The sequence below is a fragment of the Tropicibacter alexandrii genome, assembly GCF_003667315.2.
Classification (GTDB): Bacteria; Pseudomonadota; Alphaproteobacteria; order Rhodobacterales; family Rhodobacteraceae; genus Tropicibacter; species Tropicibacter alexandrii.
The window spans coordinates 56953-74217 of sequence record NZ_RCTZ02000013.1; the positions used below are offsets into that span (position 1 = coordinate 56953).

Consider the following 17265-nt stretch of genomic DNA (forward strand, 5'->3'; position numbering starts at 1 on the left):
TCAGAAAATCTCGAGATCACGATCGACCATGACCGTGATCCGTGTACCCTGATCGACATGTATCACTGGTCGGATCGCCAGATAGTCCTGCATCACGCTTTGCGTGCTATCGCGCAGATCCGTGCCGACATCGCTCGCAACATCGGCCGCCGCCTCGCTGTCGATTTGACCCGCTGCAGCCGCAGGCAAGGCGCCGATCAAGGAGATCAGCGCGGCGGAGCCGAAGCGTTGCGCGAAACGGGTCTCGACAAACCCGGTGGTGCCAGTACGGCCAAGTTCGTCTCCACCGAAGGCGCTGATCTGCACGGTCTGATTATCGGGCAAGATGATCCGGTCCCATGCCACCATGACGCGCGATTGGGCGAGTGCGACATCGGAGCGGTAGCGCCCGATCAGCCGCGCGCCGCGCGGGATCAGGATACGCGTTCCATCGAAAGAATGGACGTCTTCCGAGACGATGGCGCGGATCGCGCCGGGCAGTGTGCTGTCGAGGGCCGTCTCTGTCACAGCCTGAATCATGGTGCCCTGAACAACCGTGTTCGATGGGTTCGCGATCACTTCGGCACGTGTCACCTGCGCAGGTTGTGCGCCCGAACGAACAAAGGCTTCATCTGCATTCAAACGTGCGGCTTCCAGCGTGTTCTCCCTATCCGCACCCGCGCCCATCCCGGAGAACGCGATCATAGGAGACGCGATACGCTCTGCGCGGGCCTCAGCTTCGGCTGCGCGCCGCCTTTCGAGTTCGGCCAGCCGCAATTCTTCTTCACTTGGTCCCAATGAGGTCGGCTCTGGTGGTGCAAGCCGTGCAAGTTCCAAGTCCATGCGGAGCTGATCCAATTCGCGGTCCCGCTCGGTCAGCTGCCGCTCGAGGGCACGCTGAGCCTCGGCGGATGCTTCCTGTAAGGTGGCAATTTGCGCCGTCAGGTCCGCAATCGCCTGCTCCGCCCCGCTATCCGCGGCCTCGGCCGGTCTTGCGCGCAGTTCCTCGAGTTCCGCTCTCAATGTCGCAAGACTTTCCATCAGCGCGAGTTCCGACTCGCTCGGACCTGTGTCCGCAGGCGGGGCTTGGCTGGGCTCCGGGGCAGAAATCGGCGCCAGATCTCCGAATCCGGGGCCGCTGCTCTGGAACTCCTCCGGCGCGGCGGTCGCCATTGGCGCTTCTGCCGACGGCTGCAGGGCGGCCCACGCCAGACCGCCTGCTGCCGCGATGCCGACGACCCCAAGGATCGCGGCAAGCGGCGCAGGCCGCTTGTTGGCCTTCGCTTTGCCTGTCGAGCCTTCGAGAGCCGCGAGGCGCGCGGCGAGGTCTTCCGTACCTGCGGTCATGATGTGGCCTGTCCTGCGTCCTGGACGCAAATCACCTCTTCGCCAAGGCGAAGGACCCATTGTCGGTTGACGCCGGACACGCGGATGACGCCGTCACTCAAGGCCTGGCTGTTCACCGCGCGTTCCCTGCCGTTCGAATATCGGAAGATGGCGGGCACCGGCGCATTCCGTGCGAACCGGAAATACGTGAAGGTACCATCATCCCAGATGGCCGTCGGCGTGAACTCTTCTCGGGCACTGACCGCATAGTTCGCGTTCGGCGCATCGGCCGCAACCGCCCTGGTGGGTTGCACGCGGTTTTCAGGGTAGCGGAACTGCACGACATAATGCGGCGTCTCCCGGGCTTCGACGACATGGAAGTAGTAGGAGCGGCGGTTGGTGTAGACGGTGATGTTGGTGGCGACGCCAGATGCTGTCGGCTTGATGGCGAAGGCACGGCCACCCGGGACACCGTCGAATTGAAACCCGACCGTATCGCCGGCGATGATCGAGCGGATGGTTTCACCTTCACCGAATTCGACTGTGGTGACACGGGTCAGAGTCGTGACGACACGGTAAACCTGGCCTTCAGTCCAGGTCGCCACGCGCACGCGATTGTCGTGAGAGCCTGGGCGGGGCGTGGTTTCGGCCATGGCTGTCGTTCCCGCGAGCGCGAGAATGCTGGCGGCCAACAGCGTAGAGATTGCAGTGCGAGTCATTCAGAACGGTCCGATCGGATGGCATATTGAGTGACGGTGAAACCGAAAGGGTTTTGCCAGACATCGTCGAGGGAGCGGGTCCGTTCCGGCTGAAATTCAAACATCAACGTGGCAGTGAACGATCCATCCTGTACCCCCTGCGGGCTTGTCAGGCGCTTTCTGAGCCGCACCTGGGCGCGGTTGTCACCGATCAGCGTGATCGAGGCGATCTCAACGGCCATCTCGGCCGCAGCCCCGTAACGCGTCGGCGGATAGCTCTCCTGCCCCGATGTCCACATCGCGCGCATGCTGGCCTCGGCCGACCCGGAAGACTGTGCCAGGACGCGGCGGACACGAAGATCATTGTCGAGCTGGTTGTAAGTCTCGCGGTCGAGAAGGTAGCGGTAGATTTGTGCTTCGATCACGGCTGGCCGTTCGGCAAGGGACACGGTTTCAACCGTGGCATTGGGGAGCGCCACCCCGGTCGCGGGATCGTAGGGGACAACCACGGGAGGCGGCGTCTCGACCATCAGCGCGACAGCCGCAGCCGTCAAACAACCAAATACGCCGAAGCCTGCCCCGGAAAGGCCGATCATCCGCCAAAGCTGTTCCCGGCGCAGGGCACCGTAGACAAGTTCCTCTTCCACGAGTTCGCGCGCAGTCATCACCCCTGCCCCACTCATGGCTCAAGAACCGGCAAGGTGAAGTCCATGTAGCGGCGTTCTTCGGCAAGGGTGGCGGCATCAACCACGCCTGCATTGCCTGCGCCGAGGGTTTGGATCGCTTCCAACTCCCACATCCGGGTCATGGCGATGGCGAGTTCGGCCGTGACGCGCGTGTTATGATCCATCGAGGCTTTGAGATCCTCCATGTCCGGGATCATCTCGACAAGACGTTCCACTCGTTCGAGAGACTGTTCCGCCTCTGCGTGGCTGTTCTGCGCCGCCGCCGACATCACAGCACCTGTGGTTGCCCGGGTGGCCACGCCTTCAGCTCCCGGATTGCCGCTGGTGGCGATTTCGCGGAGAGAATCTTCGTCGAACCCTGCACTTGCCAGCGCCTGTTCCATCTGCGTGCGCATGGGCCCGGCATTGGGCCCGATAAGCGCGCTCCAATCGCCCGCCTGGATGCCTCGGATCAGACTGGGGATGTCTTCGAAGTTGGCCTGAAGCAAGGTGTCGAGGTCCCCGCCCATGGCGAGCCCGAGGATGCTGCGCGGCCCGGTGAGCGAGGCATACATCTCGTTCAGCTGATCGAGCTGGCTTTGCAGCATGTTCAGTTGCTCCAACGCATTGTCCAGAAGATCGGTCTGGATCCCGAAATCCTGCAGCATCTGCTGAAGCTGGCGGATTTCCTGGGCAATGTTCTGGGTGTCCACCGTGGGCACACCCTGTGCCCCGGCAGGTCCGGTGACATTGAGGGCAAGTGCGAGAGCGATGCTACCGGCGAAAAGGGAACGGGGCAGGCGCAGGTTCAACGCAAATCCTCCTGACTAAAATCCATGTATTGCCGCTCGGCAGCTTGCGCTGCCGCCAAGGCGATCTGCTCGGCGCTGAGTGGCTCGGTTCGGGCGGCCTTAATCCGGGTCCGGATTGCAACCAGCCGGGCCAGTTCGGCCCGGGCATAGGTGTTGAGAGCGATGGCCTCGTGGAGATCCTCGGTCTCACCAATGCGGGTGATGATGTCCTGCACCCGCAGGGCGGCGGCACGGACCGAGACCAGCGAATAGTCGCCATAGACCCCTGCGCCGTGGGCCGAGAGGCTGAAACTCGCGTTGGCGAGGAGCACAGGGTCGATGGTGCCGAGCGCATCGATGCCGCCTACGGCCGCGAGGTAGCTGTTGTACTGCTGCGGGATCACCACGACATAGTGCTGGGTTTCCGCGAAGGGCGGCACACCGCCATAATCCTGCACATTGCCCGGCCCGGCGTTATAGGCGGCGAGCGCATGGATAATGTTGCCATCGAACATGTTCAGCATTTGTGCGAGGTATCGCGCACCGCCGGTGACCTGCAGATAGGGATCGTCGTAATAGGCCGGGTAGATCCCGAGATCGCCCGCGGTACCGGGCATGATCTGGGTAAGTCCGAAGGCCCCCACGGGTGAGCGTGCCCCAATCTGGAAACGGCTTTCCTGCCAGATCAGCGCCTGCAGAAGGCAGCGCCATTGCACGAGCGAAAGGCCCGCGCGGCCGACTCCGGGCAGACTATGGGTGTCGCGTGCTGCGCGGATGATCAGCTCCTCGATCCCTTCCCGGGCATCGCCAAACATCCGCGCCGCCGCTGGATTGGTGTCCTCGGGCGCATAGAGGCTGGCGGCGGCGCTCTCGACGTCATCAACCGCCCCCTGCCCCGCCTCAAGTCCGGCGACGGTACCAGCCACATCGCCCGAGCCGAGGGACATGGCATCCATCAGCCCTTCGAGGGAGGCGAGTTGCTGGCGCTCGATTTCGGCCAGTTCCTCCTCGCGGCTTAGCCGGTCCTGCTGCAGTGCCAGGTCCCGATCGGTCTGCTCAAGGATGGCCTGCCGCTCTGCGAAGAGGCGCAGATCGAAGGTCGGCACGCCTTGGGCGACCGCTGGCCCCAGTGTGGGACCTGCCAGTGCAAAGCCGATCATCGAGAGAGGAAGCCAGGTCCGCATTGGCTCAGCCGCCCGCCCCCAAGAGGACGAAATCGCAGGCCGTGTCGCGGCGCGTAACCTCCGCCCCCATGGTCGAGATCGTGGCTGTCGCGGTTGCACCTCGTGCGGGCGCATCGCGGAAGTTGAAGCAGTTGGCTTGCGCGGGATTGTGCTGCGCGCAAGCTGTCAGGGTCAGGCCAAGGCCAAGCAGCACAACGCTGCGGGTGATGGTACGGGTCATGTCACTCTCCAGAAATCAGGGCGGTCACGGTAGTCGGGGCCGACAAGGGCCTCGCCCTTCTCCATGCCGCCGAGGATGGTCACGAGGGGGCCGAGCGCGCTCAGATCGGCATCGATCACGACCGAGCCACGGTCGTCGCGCACGAGCGCGAGCCGCGAGGCGGAGCCGACGCCCAGAAGTACATCGAGTTCCTTGTCGCTGAGGCCGAGCATCGCGTAATCCGCGGCCGAGGCACGGATGTTGGGCAAAAGAACTTGCGTCGGCACGGCTTCCACGATGGTCTTGCCGGTCCGCGTGCGCTCGAGCTGGCTGGCATATTGGGTCATCATCACGACGACGGCGTTCTGCTTGCGCGCTGTCACCAGCCAGTTCGAAAGCCGCTCCGCGAAATACGCGTTGTCGAGCGCCTTCCAGGCCTCATCAATGACAATGATAGTGGGCTTGCGGTCCTCGATCACCCGCTCGACGCGACGGAAGAGATACGACAAGACCGCCATGCGTTCCCGCTCGCTCTCGGAATCGAGGATGCCGGTCAGATCAAAGCCTGCGACGTCAGCGTCGGTGCTGCCCCCGATTTGGAACGTGTCGTCTGTGTTCGCCCCAAAGATCCAGCCGTAGCGGCCCTCAGCCGTCCATTCCTGCATCCGCTCAAACAGATCGCCATCGTCATCGGTCGAGACGAGGAGCGAGGCAAAGTCCGACCAGTTTCGCAGCCCTGAGTTCCCCGCAGTGGCATTCTGGCGCACGACCTCCTGCAGGCGGTTGGTCTGTACTGGGGTCAACGGCCGATCGCGGCGCTCGAGGAGGCTTGCAAGCCAGTCGGCAAGCCAGGCCTGACCGCGCGCATCGATCTCGGTCTGGAGTGGGTTCAGACCCGTGGGTCGCCCTGCCCGCACCGTCGAATAGCTGCCGCCAAGCGCGCGGACCGCCATTTCCATGCCGGCGCGGTAGTCGAACACGAAAAGCCGCGCGCCTGCGCGCCGGGCCATGGTCATGAGGAAAGCCGCCAGCACGGATTTGCCTGAGCCGGGACGGCCGAGGATCAGGGTGTGGCCACCTGTGGGCTCGCGATCCGGTGCGCCCTGTTCGTGGAAGTTGAAGCGGAAGCCGCTGCGCTCTGGCGTCGGGAAAAGCGTGATCGGCACGCCCCAGGGCACTTCCCGGCCAGTCTTGCCGAGCGGCGTGCGGTGGAAGGTCGCGAGATCGGCGAAGTTGTGGTTCGTGATCGCGGCCTTGCGGCTGCGCGCCCCGGTATTCCCTGGATGCTGCGCCATGAAATGCGCCCGCGCCCCGAAGGCCTCCGAGATCAGGTTGATGCCGGAGGTGGCGGAGATGTTGCGGATTTCGGCCGCGATGTCGTCAAGCGCCGTCTGGGTTCGGGCATAGACGGCCACGGTCATGTGGTGCTCGCCGAAGATCAGGCGTTTGGATTCCAGATCGTCCTGCGCGAGTTCCAGTTCCTGGGCGAGACTGACGGCTCCGTCATTGGCGGCCTGCATTAGCCGCAGCTGCCGCTTGATCCGGCCCGCCATGATGTTGGCGTTGATCGGCACAAAAGAGTGTGTGACCACCATGTCGACGGGCAGATTCAACTCGTCGAGCATCAGGCTATCTGTCTTGGCGGGGTAGTTCTTCACCGCAAAGATCGCCCCGAGCTTGTCGCTGACGGCACCGTCCGAGAGTGCGATGGTCGTGCCGCGGAAGGTGACGCGGGTATTTGCTACGTCCTCGGCGATCACACCGAGGCGCGACCGGGGGAAGAGCGGGTGCTCCTCGCCCGTGTTGAGTGAACCGAGGAAGCCCAGAAGCTCTCCGGTGCTTGCAGCCAGCAGGCGGGGCTTCAGCTCATCGAAGGAGGACAGCAGAAACCCCACAACCTCGTCGAGCTTGCGCAAGCGGCGGGTGGTGTCGGCCGCGTGTCGCGAGCGAGACGCCCCAAGTCCGAACGGCAAGCGGCTGCCGGTCTCAGGTCGCCTCAGCACCGTCAGGGTCAGCGTCTTGTCGCGCAAACCCGCGCGGCCGAGATGCGCGTGCCATCGTTCGTCGACGGCAGCCGCAAACCCTTCGCCCGGAACGGGCGGCAGGGTCACATCGACCGCTTTCGAGACCTTGTGCAGGTAGAATGAGAACTCGGTCCCGACCTGCGCCACGATGCCAGCCAGCAACCCCCCGATCCGGTCCAGATGCCCGTCCTCGCTCGTGGTGCTGTTCACCCCTTCGAGGCGGATGCACTGCATCAGTTCGTTGCCGCGTGTCCGGATCGTTCGGTCGTTCACGAGGCTCACATAAGGCAGCATCATTGAGAGCCGCTTCTCGCCCTTGACCCATGCGGGTAGCGCGGTCAGCGGATCGATGGCGTTCTCAACCTCATCGACAATTCCATCACGGGGCATAGCTGTCGCCTCCGTGCAGCTTGCGGTTCGTCGTGGGCGGGGTTTCCTGCAGGGTGATCACCAGGACATCGAGGAAGTTCGGATCCCAGTCTGCGGCCTTCCAGAGCGCCGGCCAGGCCAGCCCCGCGAACACAGCCACCACCCAGCTCTGCACCCAGAGGAACAGAAGCGTTGAGCCGAAGAGCCAGACCATGGCGTACATGATCGGCAAGCCCATCAGCTTGGGTGGCCTGAGAAGACCGATGAACACGCGGGACTGGTCAGCCATGGATAGAGCTCAGGTGGTCCAGATGGCGGCGACGATGGTGGGTGCTGCGGCGATGCCGGCGATTGCAACCACGACCCAGAGCGCCTGACGAAAGTCGAGGATGCCAAAGAGCCAGGAAAGGAACACCCCGATCAGTGCGAGCGTGCCAATCACGATCCCCAAGGGACCGGTGATCGCATCGACAATTCCTTGAAGCAGGGTCTGTACCGGCGAGAGGTCGATGCTCTGTGCAAGCGCTGGACCCGCCAGCACGATAAGGGCCATCGCGCCGAACGCGGTGATCGCCCGCGTGCGGAGCACGCTTTGACGTTTCCTCGATGTCATGAAAGATCTCCTCTGAGCCGCTCAAACACGGCAGTCACACGGGCCACATGCCCTTGGGTTTCTCGAAAAGGGGGGATGCCGCCGTGGCGTGTGACCGCCTCAGGGCCAGCGTTGTAGGCCGCAAGGGCCAGAGAGCCTTCGCCGAACTGGTCGAGCATCATCAGCAAGTAGCGGGCTGATCCGTCGAGGTTCTGCGCAATGTCATGTGGGTCTACGCCGAGGTCGCGGGCGGTATCCGGCATAAGCTGGCCAAGGCCTATGGCACCGACAGGGCTACGTGCAGCCGGATTGTATGCGCTTTCGACTTCGATATTGGCCCGGTAAAGGAGCGCCCAATCAGTGACTGAAAGCCCTGCGCGACGCAGCGCACCATGCCCGGCATACCGCAGAGCCGTGGTCTCGATCGCATGGAGGATTTCTGGGGTGGCGCGGGCGGCGGATCGAGCCGGGATCGCTGTCTCGCTCGTTGCGTCAGGAACGCGAGGTTCTGCGAAGAGAAAAAGACGCCCGTTTGCCTCTTGAGAAGAGGAAATCAATTGGCCGTCTGGGCCAACCGAAAAGATGAAACCGTCGGCCAGGGCCGGGGGCGCGGAACAAACGCCTGTACCCAAAGCAACGACGAGCGCAGTCGCGCGGTCAGCTGCCTTTGACCGGAGGCGCGGCGTGGCGTTCGCGGCCACCTTCTTCAAGTGGGATGCTAGCGGTCGTACAGCCCATGTCGGCCAGGAAACTGACAAGGCCAACGATGGTTTTGAAGTCGCGGAGCTTGAGGACGCTTCGGCTGGTGACGAGCATCTTATCGTCACGCCCATCAGTGGCGACGGCGCGGATGACCCACGAGCCGTACCAGCTGTTATGGCGCTTCTCTGCTCTCTCCTTGCAGACCACCTCAATGAGGTAGCCCTCGGCGAGCAAGCCGCGCAGTCCGTCTTCTGTAACCACATTCGGGGCTTCTTCTATCATGGCCTTCCCTTGGGTCCTTGTTCTGCCTGGGTGCAGTATCAGGCCCACGGGGTCGCAACACCGTGAGCGATACAAAACAACATTAATGATAGCAAGACAATAATAACGTGTTGACGAAGTTCGCCTTGCTCCGATAACGGTGATAGCCGACAGAATGATAATCTTAAAGGCGGCAAAGGAGTTTTGCCCTGCGGTTGTTTATTGCGCGCAACGCACCGTTGCTGTTCGCGTTCCTGCTTGGAAGCATGCCGATAGCCGCGGCAGCAGATTGCGTACCTCCCGAACGACCGTTCTTGCCTCAGTCGCGAGAAGACATTCGTGCCTATGCCGATCTGCTGCGTTCTGATTTCGAGGACTACATTGCCGACATTCAGGAATACTTCCGCTGTCTTGATGCCGAGCGCCAACGGGCGTTTCAGGAGGCGCGCGAGGTCAGTGAAGACTATGGAAAACTGATCGAGCTATTGGACTGAGCAACCGCATGGGCTTAACCGCCGTCGAGATCCTCGTAGTAGACGAGTGCGGGCATGTTGCGGCGCTGATGCACGATGCGCAGGATGACTGCCGCGCCATCCGCCGCATCGAGCCGCTTGTAGAAGATCACGTGTCGCTGGCAATTGACGGACCGCATCCCCGGGACAAAGAGACTCCTGTCCCGGCCCGCGTCGGGATCCCCAGTGATCCGCTCGAAGGCGGTGACCAACTGGCGGTAATAGACGAGCCATTGGTCCCTGCCCCATGTTTCGACGGTGTAGGTGCGTATCTCTTCAAGGTCGGACTTGGCCTGTCCGGAAAGCCGAATCGTCATTCGGGTCAGCGATCAAACGCATCCGGTTCGAAGGCTTGGGCATCGAACTCGGCGAAATCCCCATTCTCGGCCAGGGTGGCTGCCATCTCGAGATCGGCCTTGAGGGCATAGAACTGCCGCGCGCCATCCTTCTCCATCAGCATCCTTACGCCGGCGCGCACGACTTCGCTCAGATTGGCGTAGGCGCCGGACTCGATCTGCGCCTGCACATATTTCTGCATCGGTTCGGTCAGGTGGACGTTTGGCATCAGACTCTCCTATCCATGCTCAATCGTATCAGATACTGACATAAATCTTCAAGGTCATGTTCGGTCCCAACATAGGCCACAACACAGGATCGTTGCTCCACCCGCCCTTCCGTTCCCGGATTCCAGCCGGAGAACCGGGCTCGACAGTTTTCCGACACTGCCCTTCCCGGGACCATGGGCGCTGCGACACGCCGTTTGACGGGCTCATGCGGTCTGTTCTTCCGTGACCGGTTTCGTGGCCGTATTGGAACGCCATATTTTCTTTTTGTAACAGTTGTTTGTTTGGCAATGGACGTGAAAGGAGGCCGCAATTTTGGCCGCTTCCAGGACGCCTCAAGAGCTCAAACCGTCATCAGATCTTGGAAGCCGTCACGCGACACAAGCGAACAATCGCAAGTCGCCATCAATCAAATCGCCTTGCTATCGGTAATGTTGTTTCGTATCGCTGCACCATTATAGATGGAGTCGGCATCATGAAGCACGTGATCCACGGCGTGGCAACAGCCACGGCAATAAGCATATCCGGACTAATGGCCTCGTCAGGTCCGGCTCAGGCCTATCAAGTGGACTGTGCGATCCTCCTGTGCCTTGCGGGCGGCTGGCCTGCCTCCGCGCCCTGCGCCCATGCCAGAGCGGTCTTTATTCGGCGGATCACGCCATGGCCGATCGAGCCGCCCCTACAAATCTGGCGGTGTCCGATGGGTGTGTCGTTCAACGAACCAAGTCCGTTGTCGCCTATGGAACGCCTTTATGACATCACGTTTCGCGATCCGCCCGAACCGCAGGTATCGACTCCGATACCCCTTGTTCGCGTCCAGGCGGATGAACAAGCCGACATCGACATCTCAGGCGACGCCTTTGATTTCGTGCGCAGCATTCGCGTCTATCACATTCAGTACCGCCAGCATGAAAACCGAGATGGCGACTGCAATCGCACCGATTCCACGCGATTGGGGTCCTACGGAGTGCAGGGCGACTACCGATGGACAAGATCCAACGTGGGCCAAGTGCCGGCTGCATCTGGCCTGAGCATCCCGAATGGATGCGGCAGCTACTTCTACCGCTCCGTCTTCGTCGACTGGCGTGATCACGCCGGGAACTATGGTTCTGAAGAAGTTCGCTACTGACAAAATCTGCACGCGGTCTTGCCGCGCGCGTCATCACAACCCCGCACGAAAGGCTGTGCAAAGCCCCCAAAAAGGAGACGACGCCAGACCGTGAAGCCTGACGCCGTGCTAGAAAACTCCGTGAACAAGAGTTTCCTAGCGCACCGCCAAAACACCTGCAACCAGCAAAGTTGTTTTGCTGGCAAGAATGTTGTTGTCTCACGACATGGCGTCGGATCTCCAAGGAGACCTCGACCATGGAACCTACGACCGGCCTGATCCTGCGACGGATCACGCAGACAAATCTCTCTGTTGCAGCGCACAAGCTTGCCACCCTCATCCTCGATGCCATCGCCTGGAAGGATGGCTACAACGGTTTGTCGCGCGGAACGGCAGCCTTCACCCTCTCTGCCCTGGCAGAGAGGATGGGTGTCTCACGACAATATCTTGCGGTTCTTCTGAGCGAACTTGAGACGTCGGAGTTGCAGCTCGAGCGGGCGAAGCCGAATGGCAAGTTCGCGCCCTGGATCTTTCGGTTTTCCGCCTTCGACGAGGAGAGTGAAACCCATGATCTCGTGTCAGGTGAAGGTGACACATCACTATCTAGAGATAATAATAACAAAACTATCTTCGCAGGACTGATCGACATCACAGCGAGTTCGAATGTTTTTCAGACCAGTTGGGCAGAGCTCATCAAAGCAGCGAAGGCCACGTTGCCCTGCTGGAACGTCGACACCCAGGTCATTTGGGACCGCTTCCTCGCCTTCAATCGGTCCCGAGGCAACGGCAGGGTGCCGGCCGGCTTCCTGCTTGGCTTCATGCGCCGATGGCGAAATTCGTGGGGAACTCCAACTCGTCCCGCGGTCAAGCCGCCCGCGAGACCAATAACGGATCCCAAAGAGCGCGAATTGCTGAGACAGATGCAAGCCGCACCAACTGCGAACCGCCAGTTCCACGCGTCCGACTTGTGTCGCTTGATCGGACACGCTGCCTACGAAGCGCGGGTACTCGATGTGATCCGCAAGTTTGGGTGCCAGAGGTTTTCAGCAACCTTGGCGGTGCACGGACGAGCGGTGCTGGAAGGGGAGATATCCCGGTAGCTTCGCTTGCTCGGACTTGGAGTCCATGAAAGCCCCGCTACAGATGTCAAGTTCCGATAGTGAAGTTTATGTTAATTTACCCTCCAGATCCCTTCTTCCTGAGCCACTCGCGATTCAGAAAGAAGTTTCTGTAAATGAGCCACAACATTCCTTTCGGCGGCCATTGCAATATGCGGGTCAGATTTCTTGTAGACTGAAGCGGCGATATTCTGGACTGTATCGGAAGTATTTAGGAGATGCTTGAGGATCTGGGTCTCGCGGCGCATCCGGTTGGCAAGTAACCGTTCGATGTAAGGGCGCGGATCCTGGAGTACGGGCCCGTGACCCGGCAGGCAGATCCTATCGTCGCGATCAATAAGCCGTTGAAGCTGGTCGCAGTAATCACGCATGTTGCCGTCAGGGGGGCTGACGATCGAACTGTTCCAACTCATCACGTGGTCGCCCGTGAATAACACTCCATCCAGCCTCGCAAAGCAGAGGTGATCGCTCGCGTGACCGGGTGTGTGAAGGACAGTAAGACCGGCAATCCTTTGCCCGTCTTCCAAAAACCCGTCGGGTTGAAATGCATCGTCTGGAAAGGCACGCGAAACATAAACGGGCAGACCTGTCCGTTCGCGCAATCCCGGCACGGCACCGAAATGATCGGAATGGTGGTGTGACACTAGAATTCCGGCCGGGTTGCCTCCCAGATTCTCGACAATTGCTTCGAAATGTGCACTGTCTTCTGCTGGACCCGGATCGAGAATGAACCGACCGTCAGGTGTATCAATGATGTAGCTGTTCGTCCCGTGATAGGTCATCTTCCCGGGATTGCTCGCAACGATCCTCAGGATTCCCTCGGCCACCTGTTCTGCACGCGCGCGACACGGTTCCGGCTCTGTGTGAAACATGCTGCGTTTTGTCATTGAATACGACCACTTTCTGACAGTGAAAAGTCTGGGACTTGCAAAGCCGCCTTTTGCTTTGCATAGCTTTGGAAGCCTCGGGCTGGCGTCCAGCGCCGGTCAGAACCGGCGCTGGAACAAGGCAACAAAGCCCAGCAGTCAAGCGTGACCCCGATTATGGAAACCTGTATACAGCACTACAGCAATTGCTGCCTTCGTCAGGTCTCCAAGCAGGAACGGGTAAAGCCCGGCGTTCAGCAATTTTTCGCCATAGCCGACAAAGCCACCCAACCAGAATAGCCCTGCGCAATACATAAGTATCGAACCGGAGAGGACCGCTACAGATGCTCTGATTGAAGGCGGAAGCCCTGCCAGCTTTTGAACCATCCATCCTGCAGCCGCCGCCGCGAGCGCAAACCCAATCAAGAATCCGCCAGTGGGACCCGCAAAATAGGCCAGACCCGCCGGTGCGGGAGGCGTGCCAGCGAAAACCGGCAGGCCAAACAGACCTTCCAGAAGGTACGCAGCGACAACTAGACTACTGCGCACCGGCCCCAGGAAAAGGCCGAGACCCAAGACCACCAGGGTTTGTGTTGACATCGGTACCGGGTAGAACGGCACCGCGATTTTGGCGGATAGTGTCAGAAGTATTGTGCCGATGAGTATTATTGAGATCTCTCGGGTCAGTCTTGCGACCGGTTGGCGTTGAGTGGCTTCCAAATTCATCTGTTTCGTCCTTGTTTCTGTAGATCGTTGATTTGCTGGATAGGGAAGCTCACATGCGCTTGGCGACTTCTTCCAGCATGACCTCGCTCGCACCGCCGCCGATGGCCTGAACACGGGCGTCGCGCGACATGCGTTCAACCGGGGTTTCGCGCATATAGCCCATGCCGCCGTGAAACTGGACGCAGTCGTAGAGCACGCTGTTTACCAGTTCGCCGCAATAGGCCTTGACCATCGAGACCTCTTGCACGCAATCGTGGCCCGCCGCGTCCAGACCTGCGGCATGATAGACCAGCTGCCGTCCCGCCGCGATCCTCGTCTGGCAGTCTGCCAGCCGCTGGCGCACCACCTGCTTGTCCCATAGGACACCGCACGAGGCGCCCTGGGATCGTCGGACTCCCGGAGCTTCGCGACGATCCACTCCGGTTTTGTTTTTTCTGGGCCATTCCGCTATCCTCAAATTGGCTCGAAATCCTATTTTAGGGAGGATCGTTGTGTCAGGCGGTCGCCGCTAGGCCGTCCGACTGTGCGTCCCGTTTCGGTGGCCGTATCCGGAACAGAAGCGCATAGAGCACCGGAACCGCGACGAGCGTCAGGACCGAAGCAAAGGCGAGGCCGCCCATGATCGTCACCGCCATCGAGGCAAAAAACGCATCGGGCAGAAGCGGAATCATGCCAAAGATCGTCGTGCCGGCGGCGAGCACCACAGGGCGAAGACGGCTGACTGAGCCGTCGATCACCGCCTTGTAATCGGGCACACCCTGTGCACGTAGAAAGTCGATCTCTTCGATGAGAACGATTGCGTTCTTCATCAACATTCCCGAAAGCGACAGGAAGCCGAGCAGGGCCGTAAATGTGAAGGGCAGACCGGTGAACAGCAACCCCAGGACCATGCCCGTCACGGACATTGGCACCACGAGCCACAGGATCAGCGGTTGGCGGACTTTGTTGAACATCAAAATCGAAATCGTCAACATGACCAGGAAGCCCAGGGGAAGCTGCTTGCCAAGCGACTCCTGAGCCATCTGCGCACTTTCGAATTCGCCGCCCCATTCCATTGCATAACCGTCGGGAAGCGGGATGGATTCGATCTCGGTGCGGACGCTTCGGAATGCCTCATCCGCGGTGAGATCGCTGCGGGCACCGCCGAGGGCGGCGATTGTCCGCTCTCGGTCGCGCCTGTGAATGAGTGCCTCGACAAGACGGGGATCGAACCTTTCGACAAGGTTGGCCATGGGTACATAGGACCCTGCCCCATCGGACCACACCGATAGGTCACGAAGGCGGTCAACTCCGTCGCGTTCGCTCTCGGGAAGCCGGAGATGGATCGGAATCAACACGTCGTCCTCGCGTAGGTCGCCAACGCGCAGTCCGGACGTTCCATAGCGGATGGTATCCGCGATCGCTCCGCGCGTTGCGCCAGCCAGCCGCATTCGTGCCTCATCGACGATGGGTTCGACGAGGATCTCACGCTGCCGCCAATTGGTGCGCGGATTGGTGATGGTTCCTGCCTCCTCGTAAATCCTCATCGCATCATCCGCGAGCTGGCGCAGGATGACCGGATCGGGTCCCGAAAAACGAACTGCAACATCGGCACCGGAGGGCGGTCCGAACACGATATCTTCGACACGGATCAGAGCGTGGGGGAATTCGGCGGGCAAGTCCTGGTTAAGTCTGCTCGCGATCGTCGCGATCGTTGCGGCGTCCGCAACCCGGACGATGAGTTGGCCATAGCTGGCATCCGCCTGCTCGGGGTTGTATGTCAGCATGAATCGGCTTGCCCCGCGCCCGACGAGGGCCGTTACCCCGGTTACGGCATCCTCATCCATGAGAATCCGCTCGAGCCGCTGCATCTCTTCGTCGGTCGTGTTGATATCGGTTCCCTGCGGCATCTGGAACTCAACGTAGAAAATCGGCGTGTTCGAGGCGGGGAAGAAGGCCTGCTTGACCTGTCCGAAAGCCATAACGGACCAAACGGTGATGCCAATGATCGTCAGAACAACCGGAATGCGGACGCGCAGCGCCATCCACAAAATCCCGCGATATGTCGCGTAGAACACGCCCTTGTAGGGATTATCCGAAATGTTTTTGGGGGCCTTGAGCAGCAGCTTGCCGAGATACGGCGTCACCGTGACTGCCAGGACCCAGCTTGTTAGCAGCGAGATGGCGATCACCGCGAAAAGCGAAAACAGAAACTCGCCCGTGGCGTCAGGCGACAGCCCGATACCGGAAAACGCCATGATCCCGATAACGGTCGCCCCCAGCAAGGGGATTGACGTGGCGCTTTCGGTCTCGGCAGCAGCGTCTTCCGCGCTTTTTCCTCGCGCCATGCCGATCACCATCCCTTCTGTGATGACGATGGCGTTGTCGACCAGCATCCCCATCGCGATGATCAGGGCGCCCAGGCTGATCCGCTCCATCTGTATCCCGAACACTGACATGAAGAACAGTGTGGAGAAAACGGTGAGCCCGAGGGTCGAGCCCACCACGAGGCCTGCGCGCCAACCCATGGTCAGCATCAGCGCACCGACCACGATCGCGACCGACTGTCCGAGGCTGACGAGAAAGCTTGAAACGGATTCGTCCACCACGACATGCTGCTCGTAGATCGGTATGATCTCGACACCTTCAGAAAGCCCCAACTTGAGCCGTTGAAGCCGTGCTGAAACCGCCTGACCGACTTCGACCACGTTTTGGTCCGTCAACGCGGAAACGCCAAAGGTAAATGCCGCCGTGCCGTTCTGCCGGATGATCTGGCTAGGCTGTTCGGCCGCCTCGCGGGTCACGCTGGCGATGTCGCTGACAGCGATCTGGCCGACATTTCCGGCCGTGCCCAGCCGCAGCTCCTCTATCCCTTCGGGGCTAATATAGCCCGGCGGAACCGATAGGCCGATCCGGGCAGGGCCCTCGGTGATCTCGCCGTTGGTGAACACCTGGTTTTCGTCTGCGAGAATGCCCAGGATCTGGGTCGGCGGAAGGCCCAGCATCTCGAGGCGTGCAGACGGGATCGAGATGGTGATTACCTCTTCGGAGAGGCCCTGAACCTCGACCTTGGCGACGCCATCGACAGTGACCAGTCCGAGCCGGAGCGTCGTGGCCAAATCCCTCTGCTCCGATGGGCTCAGACCTTCGGTCGTTACCGCATAGAACATGCCATAGACGTCGCCGAAATCGTCATTGATGATGGGCGGTCGCGCTCCTGCGGGAAGGTCCCCCTCCACGTCGCTGATGCGGCGGCGCATTTCGTCCCAAACCTGCGGGATCTCGTCCGGGCCATAGGTCATCTCGATCTCGACGGTGATCTGCGCCATGCCCGGCATCGACTTCGATTCCACCCGGTCGAGCTGCTTCATTTGCTGCAGCGCATTTTCGACGACGTCGGCGACCTCCTCTTCAACCTCCAGAGCCGTGGCGCCGGGATACGGCACGAAGATGAGCGCCGTTTTGAGCGTGAAGCTCGGGTCTTCAAGTCGACCGACCGTGTTCAGCCCCCAATAGCCGCCGAGGAGACAAAAGATGATGGTGAGCCAGACCGCCACAGGACGCTCGATGCTCGCTCGTGAGATGCTGAGTGCCATGGTTCTA

Annotated in this window: 21 protein-coding genes; 4 read left to right on the forward strand and 17 right to left on the reverse strand. The window is 60.9% G+C overall.

What is annotated here, in order from left to right:
• From D8Z78_RS16255 to D8Z78_RS16305, 11 genes are read right to left on the reverse strand one after another with little or no spacing between them, the layout of a single operon-like run.
• Entirely contained in the window at nt 1–1326 is a 1326-nt protein-coding gene (locus D8Z78_RS16255) for a TraB/TrbI/VirB10 family type IV secretion system protein (RefSeq protein ID WP_128910816.1), read from the reverse strand.
• Complete coding sequence (locus D8Z78_RS16260; RefSeq protein ID WP_164932989.1) at nt 1323–2024, reverse strand: TrbG/VirB9 family P-type conjugative transfer protein; 702 nt, start codon at nt 2022–2024, stop codon at nt 1323–1325. The genes D8Z78_RS16255 and D8Z78_RS16260 overlap by 4 nt, the downstream gene beginning before the upstream one ends.
• Nucleotides 2021–2668, reverse strand: a complete 648-nt coding sequence (locus tag D8Z78_RS16265; protein WP_128910817.1) for a VirB8 family type IV secretion system protein — start codon at nt 2666–2668, stop codon at nt 2021–2023. The genes D8Z78_RS16260 and D8Z78_RS16265 overlap by 4 nt, the downstream gene beginning before the upstream one ends.
• 14 nt (nt 2669–2682) lie before the next feature.
• Entirely contained in the window at nt 2683–3480 is a 798-nt protein-coding gene (locus D8Z78_RS16270) for a type IV secretion system protein (protein ID WP_128910818.1), read from the reverse strand.
• A complete protein-coding gene (locus D8Z78_RS16275; protein WP_128910819.1) occupies nt 3477–4643 on the reverse strand; it encodes a lytic transglycosylase domain-containing protein in 1167 nt (388 codons plus the stop codon). Before D8Z78_RS16275 ends, D8Z78_RS16270 begins: the two co-directional genes overlap by 4 nt.
• Nucleotides 4644–4647: 4 nt before the next feature.
• The gene (locus D8Z78_RS16280) at nt 4648–4863 is read right to left on the reverse strand and encodes a hypothetical protein (protein ID WP_128910820.1); all 216 of its coding nucleotides are present in this window, start codon (nt 4861–4863) and stop codon (nt 4648–4650) included.
• The gene (locus D8Z78_RS16285) at nt 4860–7256 is read right to left on the reverse strand and encodes a VirB4 family type IV secretion/conjugal transfer ATPase (protein WP_128910821.1); all 2397 of its coding nucleotides are present in this window, start codon (nt 7254–7256) and stop codon (nt 4860–4862) included. Before D8Z78_RS16285 ends, D8Z78_RS16280 begins: the two co-directional genes overlap by 4 nt.
• Entirely contained in the window at nt 7246–7524 is a 279-nt protein-coding gene (locus tag D8Z78_RS16290) for a VirB3 family type IV secretion system protein (RefSeq protein WP_009574151.1), read from the reverse strand. The genes D8Z78_RS16285 and D8Z78_RS16290 overlap by 11 nt, the downstream gene beginning before the upstream one ends.
• 9 nt (nt 7525–7533) lie before the next feature.
• Nucleotides 7534–7848 carry a TrbC/VirB2 family protein gene (locus tag D8Z78_RS16295; RefSeq protein WP_009574150.1) on the reverse strand — a complete coding sequence of 105 codons (315 nt, stop codon included), beginning with the start codon at nt 7846–7848 and terminating at the stop codon, nt 7534–7536.
• Complete coding sequence (locus tag D8Z78_RS16300; protein WP_128910833.1) at nt 7845–8528, reverse strand: lytic transglycosylase domain-containing protein; 684 nt, start codon at nt 8526–8528, stop codon at nt 7845–7847. The genes D8Z78_RS16295 and D8Z78_RS16300 overlap by 4 nt, the downstream gene beginning before the upstream one ends.
• Nucleotides 8485–8811 carry a hypothetical protein gene (locus tag D8Z78_RS16305; protein ID WP_010138156.1) on the reverse strand — a complete coding sequence of 109 codons (327 nt, stop codon included), beginning with the start codon at nt 8809–8811 and terminating at the stop codon, nt 8485–8487. The genes D8Z78_RS16300 and D8Z78_RS16305 overlap by 44 nt, the downstream gene beginning before the upstream one ends.
• Nucleotides 8812–9056: 245 nt before the next feature.
• Between D8Z78_RS16305 and D8Z78_RS16310 the strand changes: the two genes are divergently transcribed.
• Nucleotides 9057–9284, forward strand: a complete 228-nt coding sequence (locus D8Z78_RS16310) for a hypothetical protein (RefSeq protein WP_057821041.1) — start codon at nt 9057–9059, stop codon at nt 9282–9284.
• 14 nt (nt 9285–9298) lie between these two features.
• On the opposite strand, the gene D8Z78_RS16315 is transcribed toward D8Z78_RS16310, so the two are convergent.
• Both D8Z78_RS16315 and D8Z78_RS16320 read right to left on the reverse strand, forming a co-directional pair.
• A complete protein-coding gene (locus D8Z78_RS16315; protein ID WP_017468227.1) occupies nt 9299–9619 on the reverse strand; it encodes a type II toxin-antitoxin system RelE/ParE family toxin in 321 nt (106 codons plus the stop codon).
• A 5-nt stretch (nt 9620–9624) separates the two neighbouring features.
• Nucleotides 9625–9867 carry a type II toxin-antitoxin system ParD family antitoxin gene (locus D8Z78_RS16320; protein ID WP_008336111.1) on the reverse strand — a complete coding sequence of 81 codons (243 nt, stop codon included), beginning with the start codon at nt 9865–9867 and terminating at the stop codon, nt 9625–9627.
• Between the two features lie 174 nt (nt 9868–10041).
• Here D8Z78_RS16320 and D8Z78_RS16325 point away from each other — a divergent pair, with 174 nt between their 5' ends.
• The 3 genes from D8Z78_RS16325 (at nt 10042) to D8Z78_RS16335 (ending at nt 12073) form a co-directional block, all read left to right on the forward strand.
• Nucleotides 10042–10326 carry a hypothetical protein gene (locus D8Z78_RS16325; RefSeq protein ID WP_128910822.1) on the forward strand — a complete coding sequence of 95 codons (285 nt, stop codon included), beginning with the start codon at nt 10042–10044 and terminating at the stop codon, nt 10324–10326.
• Nucleotides 10327–10340: 14 nt separating this feature from the next.
• The gene (locus D8Z78_RS16330) at nt 10341–10994 is read left to right on the forward strand and encodes a hypothetical protein (RefSeq protein ID WP_074940749.1); all 654 of its coding nucleotides are present in this window, start codon (nt 10341–10343) and stop codon (nt 10992–10994) included.
• Between the two features lie 236 nt (nt 10995–11230).
• On the forward strand, nt 11231–12073 hold the full coding sequence (locus tag D8Z78_RS16335; RefSeq protein WP_128910823.1) for a hypothetical protein: 843 nt from the start codon (nt 11231–11233) through the stop codon (nt 12071–12073).
• A 71-nt stretch (nt 12074–12144) separates the two neighbouring features.
• Here D8Z78_RS16335 and D8Z78_RS16340 read toward each other — a convergent pair whose 3' ends face one another.
• From D8Z78_RS16340 to D8Z78_RS16355, 4 genes are all read right to left on the reverse strand, one after another.
• The gene (locus tag D8Z78_RS16340) at nt 12145–12978 is read right to left on the reverse strand and encodes an MBL fold metallo-hydrolase (RefSeq protein ID WP_240672155.1); all 834 of its coding nucleotides are present in this window, start codon (nt 12976–12978) and stop codon (nt 12145–12147) included.
• Nucleotides 12979–13116: 138 nt separating this feature from the next.
• Nucleotides 13117–13683: a biotin transporter BioY gene (locus tag D8Z78_RS16345; RefSeq protein WP_074838768.1), complete on the reverse strand. Its 567-nt coding sequence runs from the start codon at nt 13681–13683 to the stop codon at nt 13117–13119.
• 49 nt (nt 13684–13732) lie between these two features.
• Entirely contained in the window at nt 13733–14101 is a 369-nt protein-coding gene (locus tag D8Z78_RS16350) for an acyl-CoA dehydrogenase family protein (protein WP_074838771.1), read from the reverse strand.
• 76 nt (nt 14102–14177) lie between these two features.
• Nucleotides 14178–17258, reverse strand: a complete 3081-nt coding sequence (locus tag D8Z78_RS16355) for an efflux RND transporter permease subunit (protein ID WP_088635664.1) — start codon at nt 17256–17258, stop codon at nt 14178–14180.
• Between the last annotated feature and the right edge of the window lie 7 nt (nt 17259–17265).